Annotated in this window: 1 protein-coding gene; it reads left to right on the top strand. The window is 69.8% G+C overall.

The genetic code is table 11. From position 1 onward, the window contains the following. Positions 1-16: 16 nt before the first annotated feature. Positions 17-517: hydantoinase B/oxoprolinase family protein (locus AC1DYG_RS19255; protein ID WP_477641464.1), on the top strand; the 501-nt coding region annotated here is incomplete at its 3' end.

Genomic DNA, 517 nt, shown 5'->3' with positions numbered 1-517 from the left:
GACGTACTCGTTCCTGATGGACCGCCCGCTCATCGTCGACGCGGTGGCCGTCGAGGCGACCGGGCTGACCGACCAACCGGACCTGTCCGACGTGGCGGCGGCGACCGCTCCCGCCGCGGACGAGGCCGCCGACACCGTTCGTATGTACGCCGCCGGAACCTGGCACGCGGCGCCACTGCACGAGCGGGCACGGATGCGGCCCGGGGACGCGGTCACCGGACCGGCGATAATCGCCGAGACGAACTCGACCACCGTGGTGGACCCCGGCTGGCGCGGCACGCTCACCGAGGCCGGGCACCTGCTGCTCGAGCGGGTGGTCGCGCCCACCGAGGCAGCGATCGGCACGCAGGCCGATCCGGTGATGCTGGAGATCTTCAACAACCTGTTCATGTCGATCGCCGAACAGATGGGCACTGCCCTGGAGTCGACGGCGCAGTCGGTGAACATCAAGGAACGGCTGGACTTCTCGTGCGCGCTGTTCGATCCGGACGGCAACCTCATCGCCAACGCCCCGCAC

The organism is Pedococcus sp. P1_H8, assembly GCF_056405175.1.
Note: the sequence above shows the minus strand (reverse complement) of the source record. Positions and strands in the feature narration are given on the sequence as shown.